Raw genomic sequence first — 11,401 nt, forward strand, 5'->3', positions numbered from 1 at the left:
CGGGTCTCCCCGCCTCTATTCGTTTAGTCTATCGGTTAGTCTTATTTTACAACTACCTTAACTGCTTCCTCACCGTCAACAGCTACGGCTACGATACCAGCCGGTACAGCGATTGTAGCGTTGTCAGAAGTAAGAACTGTCTCAGCGACAACCTTACCTAAGATGTTAGTGATAACTACTGACTTACCAGCAGCACCTTGAACAGTTACAGTACCGTTACCAGCTACTACAGATACACCTTCAACATTGTTGATGTTATCGTTAGATGTTACCATATCATCATCTTCAGTCTTAGAATATGCGTTGAATACCAATGCTCCATCACCACCGGTCTTAGCGGCACCAAATGTAGAGCTAGCATCTGTCAATACCAAGCAGCCATTGTGCATCTTCAACCATGCGGCAGCTTCATTAGGAGCGATAGCTTTTGCCAAATCACCCTTGATAGTCTGATATTGATTATCACCATCTGTTCCTGTTGCATATACGTTAGACTCGATCAAGAATGAGTTGTTCTCACCCTCTTTACCATCTACATAAGCTAAAGCAGCCTTATCCGGATTTACATAACGGAATGACCAAGTTACGTTCTTATGCTTGTCTCCAGACAATACGTTGATGAATTTCGGATAATCTTTCTTATAAACAGCCATAATAGACTCGATTCCCTCATTCTTCAATTGATCAGCAGTCATAGCTTTGTACTTACCTGTCAAAACGATCAAGGTATCACCATATTGAACGGCAGGAACGAAACCTACACGAGTATAGCTACTGTTTGAAACTGCTTTCGTATTGAACAAGTACGGGTTAAGAGCTTCCTTGCGAGCAGCAACAGCGGCAGCAGAGTCTGAGTAGTTAACCAAATACTTACCATAGATGAATGCCGGAGTCTTCACATGAACAGCATGTACACATTGATATGGATCTTCTGTAACTTGACCATCAGCAGTGATATGCTTGCCTGTCTCAGTACAAGGAATGATCTTCTCACCCTCGATCAACTCACGATAAGCGGATACCAAGTATTGAGGTTTAACCTTACCTGCGCCACGAGTTAACCATGCTGTGTCAATACGGAAAGCCAACTTACCATCAGCCTTACCCTCACTCCAGATACCAGCGTAATCAACATCCTTGTTCAACAAGGCACCATTATGCTCATCCATCAAATATTCACCACGGATAGTTTCCTTGAACATCAAGCTATCAGCTGAATTATCAACGTTCTCACCAAGAAGTTCATTATTGAATTGACGATACAACGGAGTCTCGTCCGGAGCGATAGCGAATGCGGAAGTACGAGTCTCACCCATTACCTGAGCTTTCAAAGTAGCGGAAGCATCATAATCGGAAACACCTGCTTTATGAGTGCTGATAGCACCTGCGGAAGTAGCCTCAAGGATAGCATAGTAATGGTTACCCTCAATATGGTTGTTCTCCTTGAAGTAAACAGAGTCATTCGTAGTATTAGGATAATACTTACTCAATTTATACTTAGACTCTACCGCTACGTTATGATTACGGAAAGTAGTCTCACCATTAGTAATGATATACATCGTTCTTACCGGTCTCACCAAGCCAGGGATACGACCCGTGATCTTCTTGTCCGCATTACCGGAAACCTCCTCAGAAGGATTATAGCCATAAGCATGTTCTTTGTAAGAAGACTTAAGAGTGAACGCTTTCTTACCCTCTAACACATTCATCGTAGAATCCTTAACACCGATAAATTTATCAGATGCGTACGGATGCCAGTAGTTGAAAGTATATTTGTTCGTGATCAACTCATCATTAGTCAGATGCTTATAACCCACATACTTATCAGTATAGATTTCTTTAGCGACTGGGATAAATTCCAAAGAGTCACCAAAACTAGCAGCATACATATAAGTAGCCCCCGCATTTTTATTCAATTGGAGAGTCGCATCAGCAGCCGTACCGTCATTATACTCACGGTTATACAAATCTACAGCAGAAACCTTATTCTTATCTGTTACGTTCTTCTTCAACACAACCCATTGATAAGCAGGCATATGAGTAGCATCTTGAATATCCAAAGTCACCCACTCGTATTTACTAGATGCAGATTCATTATAAAGCGGAGCAGCATAGTACTTACCAGTCTTAGCATTTCTGATTACATAAACACCATCATCAACAGTTGTCTTTGTAGTAGGCAAAACTTTGCAACCTGCGAAACCTAACTCAATCTTAGTATTTTGAGCCGCATCTACCGTCAAGATACGAACCTTGTCTTTCAGCAACTCTTGCAAAGAGATATGCTGATTTTGCATAGCTGTAGTAGCAGTAACATCTTTCCAATACGTCTCACTTGTTTTTAACAAAGATTGTTTAACCTGAATCTCCAAGCTGTCATTTGAAGGCCAATATGTAAACATAAATTTATATTGGTCTGATAAATCTGTAGCATTGATAGAATCTTTCGGAGTAGCATGATTCTTAGTACCAGTCTTATAAGTATCCTTTAAGTTGCTCCAGTTATAAGCCAAGAACTTAGCTCCACCCACAGCATTCGTATAAGCAGTATCTACGTACAAGTAAGAAGAGTCGGCTCTCAATACATGGAAATAATTAGCAGTTCCAGAAGCTTCAACCGTGAACTTCTTCTCGGTAAAGTAGTTTACCGCTCCATCTCCTAATACATCCGGAGTAAACTTCAATGTGATACCAGCTTTCTTATCTTGGGTACCAAAGATCGTATTCAATTCATCAGCACCTGAGACAACGATCGAAGCGGCCTCTACCAACTCAAATTCAGTAAAACCAGCGGCAGTAATACCAGCTGTAGTAGCTATAGTTTTAACCATTTCTACATCGCCACTAGTATTCACCTTCAAACCGATTACAGAGTCATTCGTGAAATAAGAATAGAGAACGGATTTCTCCACACCATTCTTAAATACAGGAGAGAATTTCCAACCGGAAAGATCACCACCGACAACAGCAGGTACAGCAGCTAACGGAGCCGCCGCCTTACCTTTGATCGTGCTGATCTCAAGACCTAAAAACTTTCCGATCTTGTTCGTGAAATCATACTTAGGATTCTGTCCTTGATTCTCGGCATCAACCGTTACACACCACATTGTACCTCCTAAATTTGCGGAAGAGTGAGAAACCATTTTGATTTCATCTTCGTGAGTCGTGGAATTTTCGGTAATACTCAAGAAAGCAGAACCTGCCTTAAGCTGATAAAGACCGTTATTCGCTCCTTGATTCAGCTTAACAGCACCATTAGCCGTCACCGCACCCAGAAGCGCAGCACCAGCCAAAAGAGTAGAAAACTTTTTGTTCATAATTCTAAAATTAATATTAATACTAGTGTTTATTAAGATAATCAGCTCATTACGTTATCGTATCGATTGCTTTGTCATTCAAAAACGACTAGTTTAAACGAAGGTTTTAATCTTGCGTTTTATAAGGGGTAAATAGAAAGGTTTGTTGAAGGAATCGCTTGTTTCGTAAAGGATAACCTATCCTATTGATAAGAAAGAGAATAAGCAGTAAAAAAATAGCCCGGAAGGGTTGCAAGTATCGAAGAAACGCGTACCTTTGCAAATGACTAAAAGAATCGTTCGTTTAAACTAGTCGTTTCCATACTCCAGATATCATTTCAATCTATTATTCATCAGCTTTTATAGTATAGCATTAATAATGTACAGGCGTACATTAATATTATATTAAACGAGTCATCCGGAATTTACGGATTGTCATTGTGACACTTTGTATATTAAAGTCCTTGAGAATCAAATTTTCCGGGAGATTATACATATAGTCCCGTAAAACGAGAAAAAATATTTGCAAGTAGTTATTCCATAACAAGATAACGGAATATGCCCTTTCATTCTGGCGAAAATTATTCATCCTAATTCATATTCTTAAGGCTAAAACCTGTAATTCATCCGTATGTGAAGGCTATTTCTATCGTATGCGATAGGGATTACTACCGTATGTATCACCTAATACATACGGTTACGTCGGCTAAAACATACGGTTGCGTCGGCTAACGCATATATTCGCATGGGCAAACACCACCTTTCTCACCGGAAAAGCGACCTTTTACCTATAAATAAGAGACAAAAAGGCCCTTTTCACCTATTTCTTCTCTCTGGTTAGACTTCTCCAAAGAAGAGGTATGTCAAACAAACAGCCTTGTTTTGCGCAAACTGTCATGATTATCGCTGCTTCGCTTACCATCCATCCGCAAGGGCTATAACAGAATAATCGACATAGAAAAGCCCCGAAGGATAACTGAACCACACTCCAAAAGTTGCTGAGAAGACCTTGTTGGTTCCGGTATAAAAAGGCTTTCCAAGTGATTAGTTATTCACTTCCCAAGCCGTTAGTTATTCACTTCAACAACCAATGAAAGTGTCCGTTTCTTGGTTATCAGGGCCTGTACAGGCACATGTTTCCCGTATTTTCAAATAAGCTATGGCTTACATTTGACGCGGAAAGCCTCATTAACCCACCTTTAGCTTTAAGGCTGTATCCTTTATGCGTTCACTATATCTCGTCTTCACTCAAACTACACAAGGTGTTTCCGAAAAAAGACGTACGTGTTTTTTAAAGCCTAAATGAATGCCCCATATAATAAAAATCGTATCTTTATCGCCAAAGATGGAAAAGAGCCATCTATATCCTATTAATCACTAAAACCTATAAACACTATGGGAAAATTTATCAACCCCTTCACCGATTTCGGCTTCAAGCACATATTCGGTAGGGAAATGGACAAGGACATACTAATCGAGTTCCTGAACGACCTCCTCGAAGGGGAGTATACGATCATGGACTTGAGGATCATGAACAATGAGCGATTGCCCGAGACAGAGCAAGGAAGGAAGGTCATCTTTGACATTCATTGCGAGACCGACAAGGGCGAACGGATCATAATCGAGATGCAGAACAGGGAACAGCCCCACTTCAAGGACAGGGCCTTATACTACCTCTCGCACTCGGTGGTGGAACAGGGTATAAAGGGAACATGGGACTATGAGCTAGCGGCCGTGTACGGAGTATTCTTCTTGAACTTCACGCTGGACGAAGAGAACGGGTCAGACAAAAACGGGAAGGAGGGAAAATTCCGAAGGGACATCATATTGGCGGACCGGGAGACCGGACAGGTATTCAACCCCAAGTTCCGCCAAATCTATATTGAGCTTCCTCGATTCAACAAAGAGGAGGAAGAATGCGAGACAGATTTTGAACGTTGGATTTATGTACTAAAGCATATGGACACATTAGACAGAATGCCATTCAAGGCACGCAAGGCCATATTCGAGCGGTTGGAACGCATCGGATCCATGGCGAACCTCACCCCCAAACAACGGGCGCAGTACGAGGCGGAGTGGAAGATGTATAATGATTATTACAACACCTTGGACTTCGCCGTCGAGAAAGGCATGAAAAAAGGGATGGAAGAAGGCATGGAAAAAGGATTACAAGAAGGATTGCAAGAGGGACTGCAAAAAGGAAAAGAATCTACGGCACGTAATATGAAAGCCGAGGGAATAACCCCTCTTATCATTCAAAAATGTACCGGCCTTTCCCTTGAGGAAATAGAGCGACTATAAAACAAAATCCCTTCAGCCTCCATCCGTTTTTAACGTATAGTTATCAAAGGGAGAGACTGAAGGGATTTTTTATATTTATAAACGATCTAAAAACTACTCCTCACGCTGCTTCTTCCATTCCTCCGCACACTCTTCCAAGGCCTTATACCAAGCCTGGCCGAACTTACGGATCAAGGGTTCCTTGAGGAACTTATAAACCGGCAATTGCTCTTTCTTTCCTAAGATCTCCGCTGCCTTACAAACGCTCCAGCGATGATAGTTCACGGCCTTGAAATCCCGATACTGAGTGACACGTATCGGGTAAAGATGGCAAGAAACAGGCTTATAGAAATCCGTCTTACCTTCCCGGTATGCTTTCTCGATAGCGCATTTACAAGTACCATCGGCGTCGTAACAGGTAAAGACACAATCTTTGCCGTTCACGATAGAGGTAACCGTATCGCCTTCCTCATCGATATAAGCTACGCCTTGCTTATGAATGACCTCTTGAGCTTTCGGGGATAAATCATCCCAGATAATGGGCAATACTTTCTGGAGCTTCGCCAACTCCGAATCCTCTAATGGAGCGCCGGAATCTCCTTCCACGCAGCACTCCCCCTTACATTTGGAAAGATCACATAAAAAATAACGCTCGATAACGTCAAGACTTACTAAAGTGTCATCTATCTGGATCATAAGATGCGCCTAGCTCTTATTTAATCAATGACTTGCCAGTCATCTCCTTCGGCTGTTTCAAGCCCAAGATGTGAAGGATTGAAGGAGCCACATCGGCCAAGATACCATCCTCTACTTTAGCGTCCTTGTTGGCTGTCACATAAACGAATGGAACAGGGTTCAAGGAGTGAGCCGTATTCGGAGTGCCATCCTCGTTCAAGGCGTGATCCGCATTACCATGGTCAGCAATGATGATTACCTCATAGTCGTTGGCTTTAGCGGCCTCAACCGTATCGTGCAAGCAAGCGTCGATCGTTACGACCGCTTTCTCGATCGCTTTGTAGATACCCGTATGGCCTACCATATCACCGTTGGCGTAGTTCACTACGATGAAATCGAATTTCTTCGTATTGATAGCGTCCACCAATTTATCTTTCACCTCGAAAGCGCTCATTTCCGGTTTTAAGTCGTAAGTAGCCACTTTAGGAGAAGGGACCAAGATACGCTCCTCGCTATCGAACGGAGTCTCGCGGCCACCGTTGAAGAAGAAAGTCACGTGAGCGTATTTCTCTGTCTCGGCGATATGCAACTGAGTCTTACCTACGTTTGCCAAGAACTCACCCAGCGTATTATTTACGTTCTCTTTGTCGAACAAGATATGAACACCCTTGAAGCTAGCGTCATACGGAGTCATACAGAAATATTGCAAGCCCGGGATCGTATGCATACCAGCCTCCGGCATATCTTGCTGAGTCAATACAACCGTAAGCTCTTTCGCACGGTCGTTACGATAGTTGAAGAAGATCACGACATCGCCTTCCTCGATAACAGCAACCGGCTTTCCGTTCTCAACGTGAACGATCGGCTTGATGAACTCGTCCGTTACACCCTCGGCGTACGACTCTTCCATCGCTTTTACCATGCACTCGGCTTGCTTACCCTTACCTTCGACCAATAAGTCGTAAGCCTCTTTCACACGTTCCCAACGTTTGTCACGGTCCATAGCGTAATAACGTCCGATGATAGAAGCGATCTTACCGCCGGTAGTCTTCAGATGATTCTCCAACGTCTCGATAAAGCCTTTACCACTCTTCGGGTCCGTATCACGGCCATCCATGAAGCAATGTACATAAGCCTTGCTGATTCCGTATTCCTTGGCGATATCCGTCAGTTTCATTAAATGCTCCAAAGAGCTATGTACACCACCATCGGAAACCAAGCCCATGAAGTGGATCTGCTTATTATTCTCTTTCGCATAGCCATAAGCACGTTTGATCTCCGGGTTCTCCATGATCGTATTCTCGCGGCAAGCGATGTTGATCTTCACCAAATCTTGGTAAACGATACGGCCAGCACCGATGTTCAAGTGGCCCACCTCAGAGTTACCCATTTGTCCGTCAGGCAAACCAACGTTCTCGCCAGAAGCCTGCAACTGTGAGGCTGGATAAGTTTTCAATAACTCGTCCCAATATGGAGTCGGCGTGTTAAAGATCACGTCGTCTTTACCTTTGTCACCAATTCCCCAACCATCACAGATAATTAAAAGTGCTTTTTTGCTCATGATTGCTAATTTATTATATTGATTATGTTTTTAACCTTTACGATCGCGAAGATAATCAATTCCATCGTATTATTGTTTCTCTCAATGTATTACTTTTGTGGCAGGAATGGAAAAGAATATACAAGACAAGGATTTGGGAGTCATAACGCTCCGTACCACTCCCCGGGCCACTCGATACACGCTCAAGATATCAAAAGGAAAGATAACCGCCACGATGCCACCCGGGGGAGACGAGAAACGTATGATCGCTTTTATCATGGAGAACAAGGCCCGGCTGGTAAAAGCGCTCCAGAAGTATCCGGCCCGGCCCCTGCTCGACGAAAGATCGGAGTTACAGGCTACGACATTCCGCTTGCATATCTTCCGCACCGAGCGAAGTAATTTCTACATGAGATTGGAGGATGGGGTACTGCATATCGCTTGTCCGAATGAGACTCGTTTCGAAGAGGAAGAGGTGCAATCCTTACTGAAATCCATGCTGGAGAAGGCGCTCCGCCACGAGGCGAAACGGTTGTTGCCGGAACGTATCACGCTATTGGCAAGGCAACATGGATTTATGTTGACCGGGGTGAAAATCAATAATAGCAAAACGCATTGGGGAAGTTGTACAATGAAGAAGAGCATTAATCTCTCGCAATCATTAATGCTTCTTCCTTGGCATTTGGTGAATTATGTATTATTGCATGAGCTTTGCCATACGATAGAGATGAACCATAGCGAAAGGTTCTGGAAACTGATGGATAAGGTGACGGACAATCAAGCGATTCGTTTACGAAATGAGTTGAAAAGTTATCATATGTTGTAGAGACGGGGGATGAGACGGAGCACGCTCCGTCTCTACAACCGGGTGAATTGTCAGAAATTGGCTCCTACTTGCAGAATGAAAGTCCGAGGTGCGCCGACATCCATCGGACGGGCGCTATAGCGCTTGTTTAAGAGGTTGTTCACCAGTCCTTGTACATGGATATTCTTCGTCACTTTCATCCCGACACGCATATCCATGACGAAATATCCTTTATTGTTCTCTGCCCAATAATCATGTAAGTTTCCGAATAGCATCGAACGCATATAATCCATCAGGTTAGGCTCCGCTTTCGTACGCTCATCGACCATAAAATAATCGACCGCCAATGTCTTGCTTTTCCATGACATATTCGTTCCGATATTAAACCGTTTCCATTCCAGATCGAATACCCCCTTTACGGAATGTTTCTGGCGATATTTTAAATACTTGCTGTCATTCGATTTCGAACGCATCGCCATTAAGTCATCATTCGCTTCCTCCTCCGCGTTCCGTGAATCCACGTCCATATCGATCGGATTCGTATAAACATACCCCAAAGTATATGCCAGACGAGTATCACGGTTAAACTCATACACACCCGAGGTAGACAAATCTACCCCATAAATCTCCGCCCGGCCTACGTTCGTGAACTGAGCGCCGATTCCTAAGCCGTCGCCGCTAGAGAACGCATTGAACAACTTGGAAAGCCCATCGATATAATCGAAGGTCTTATTATTAAACAGGCCGAAACGGAACTCGATCATATCCTTGTAACGGGTATAAAAGCCGGCCACATCGACAAAGCCCTTCAAATTGCCGAACTTATAGCCTTGCTTGAAACCAAGTTCGGCATTATAACCTTGCTCCGCTTTCAATTCAGCGTTCGGGAAAGCTCCCACACCTCCGATATCCTTCAGGATAAACTTCTCCGTAACGGATGGATAACGGTATCCCTGTCCGAAAGAAGCCCGGATAAAACTATACTCACCCAACTCATAATTCAAGCCTCCACGGAAAACAGGTTTTACCGGAACCTTCGCCCCGAAAATCTTCGTCTCCGCTTCCCTGTAGAAATCATCGACCCGGTAATACTCCAGACGAACACCGACCGAGACGTTCAAACGATCGATAAATTTATGATCATATTGCAGGAAGGTAGCCACATTATCGCTACTATGCTGCCCGGTCACTTTCGAATCCGCATGAATACGCTCATAAGTACCTCCAACCGTGAGTTGTGAATGTTCGAACTTCTTGCTGAATTGGTAATCCAGATTATAGGAATAGGTATGATCCGTAGCCTCCGGCGCCTTTTTCTCCACCGGCTTCATGGCATCTACCAACCAAGCCCCTACGTTATTCTTATCGGGTAGCGGAGTACGTCCCATCACCCAAGAAATCAAGTCCATATAATCCGCCGAGGTAGCTGTCGGGAAAAAATGATTTCCCAGCTTGCCCAATTCACCCATCAATCCGCTCACCTTCCCGTTCATCACCTCCGGCAAATACGGTAAGAAGGTCGGCAATAACTCGGTTTGCCAGTTTTGCGCCATATTGATAATCTCCGGAACAGATGAGATATCAAAACCCATATTATTCGTTATGTCAAAAAGAGACTTATCCGTGGTATGCGTGATGATACGGCTTCCCCGATGGAAGAAACGCCCCTTGAAACGATGAGTCGTCCCTTTTTCCGAATTCGTATAATTCAAGAAGGGATCTATATAAAATGTATTCTCACGGCGTCCCATATTCGCCAGCGGAGATTGAATATAGGGTTCCTCCGGAGAACGCCAGATAAAGAAACCTGTATAATCGTTATACAAGTAATTCACGTTCACACCATAGTTCAACCCTTGTACCCGGGGATCGTGATACGTAAGATTCCCACCGACCCGGACACGGCGGTTGTAATTATCCTGCCGATACCCATCGTCCAAGAATGTATTAGCCCCCACTGTCAAATCAAAATTCTTGATCCTACGGGAATGAGAGAGATCCAAGCCTCCATATAAAGGCGTCCCGTCTTGGCGCGGCTTCCCATACAATCCTCCTTGTACGTTCACCTGTGTTACCGGATCTAATCCGGGGCGTTTCGTTTTCACATGGATCAGACCATTCAACGCAGAAGAGCCATATAATACGGAAGAGGCCCCTTTCAGTACCTCTACTTGATCGACGTTCTCCATCGGGATCATATTCCAGTTTATCTCGCCGGAACCCGGAGTTAGCACCGACATTCCGTCCACCAGAATCAAGCAACGGCTACCCACGCCATAGGTCCATCCCGTACCACCGCGTACGGAAGGTTGCCGGTCCGTTACGTCCACACCGGAGATATTCTTCAGTACATCCGTTAAATCTTTCGGAGACTGACGAGTGATATCTTTCGCTTTCAACAATTCCATAGAGACGGTGATATCGCTTAGCTTTTGCTCATAACGCCCGACGCTCACGACGACCTCGTCCATCATGTTTGAGCTTGTTCGTAAGGATACGTCACGTGTCAAGAACTCTCCCGGATCTACTTTCACGGGAACGCTCAACGTTTCATATCCCAGATAGCTAAAAGTCAATACAGCGTCGCCATCCGTCACTTTCAGCTCATAATAACCGTTTATATCAGACACAGTTCCTCTTGTACCCCCTTTGTCCTTATAAAAAACGTTTACCCCGGCTAAAGCCTCCTTGCTCTCCGCATCCTTAATATACCCTTTCACGTCTTGGCCGAAAGAGGCATGGGTTATCAAGAGAAGAAATAATATCAATTTGTAAGTATTCTTCATATCCAAATTATATTTCGCA

6 protein-coding genes are annotated in these 11,401 nt (G+C 43.9%); 2 read left to right on the top strand and 4 right to left on the bottom strand.

The genetic code is table 11. The annotated features are described in order from the left end of the window. Positions 1–41 precede the first annotated feature (41 nt). Complete coding sequence (locus tag DW205_RS03270; RefSeq protein WP_005866671.1) at positions 42–3,317, bottom strand: DUF6383 domain-containing protein; 3,276 nt, start codon at positions 3,315–3,317, stop codon at positions 42–44. A gap of 1,374 nt (positions 3,318–4,691) precedes the next feature. Between DW205_RS03270 and DW205_RS03280 the strand changes: the two genes are divergently transcribed. Then, on the top strand, positions 4,692–5,597 hold the full coding sequence (locus DW205_RS03280) for an Rpn family recombination-promoting nuclease/putative transposase (RefSeq protein ID WP_121963056.1): 906 nt from the start codon (positions 4,692–4,694) through the stop codon (positions 5,595–5,597). Between the two features lie 93 nt (positions 5,598–5,690). Here DW205_RS03280 and DW205_RS03285 read toward each other — a convergent pair whose 3' ends face one another. Then, positions 5,691–6,272, bottom strand: coding sequence for a DUF3109 family protein (locus tag DW205_RS03285; protein WP_005861059.1), 582 nt, complete (start codon positions 6,270–6,272; stop codon positions 5,691–5,693). Between the two features lie 16 nt (positions 6,273–6,288). After that, positions 6,289–7,812, bottom strand: coding sequence for a 2,3-bisphosphoglycerate-independent phosphoglycerate mutase (gpmI, locus tag DW205_RS03290; protein ID WP_005866663.1), 1,524 nt, complete (start codon positions 7,810–7,812; stop codon positions 6,289–6,291). A 106-nt stretch (positions 7,813–7,918) separates the two neighbouring features. Here gpmI and DW205_RS03295 point away from each other — a divergent pair, with 106 nt between their 5' ends. Further along, positions 7,919–8,617 (top strand): M48 family metallopeptidase, encoded by a 699-nt coding sequence (locus DW205_RS03295; RefSeq protein WP_005866661.1) that lies wholly within the window; start codon positions 7,919–7,921, stop codon positions 8,615–8,617. Between the two features lie 50 nt (positions 8,618–8,667). Here DW205_RS03295 and DW205_RS03300 read toward each other — a convergent pair whose 3' ends face one another. Continuing rightward, positions 8,668–11,382, bottom strand: a complete 2,715-nt coding sequence (locus tag DW205_RS03300; RefSeq protein WP_005866658.1) for a TonB-dependent receptor — start codon at positions 11,380–11,382, stop codon at positions 8,668–8,670. Positions 11,383–11,401 lie beyond the last annotated feature (19 nt).

Source organism: Parabacteroides sp. AM17-47, assembly GCF_003434625.1.
Classification (GTDB): domain Bacteria; phylum Bacteroidota; class Bacteroidia; order Bacteroidales; family Tannerellaceae; genus Parabacteroides; species Parabacteroides distasonis.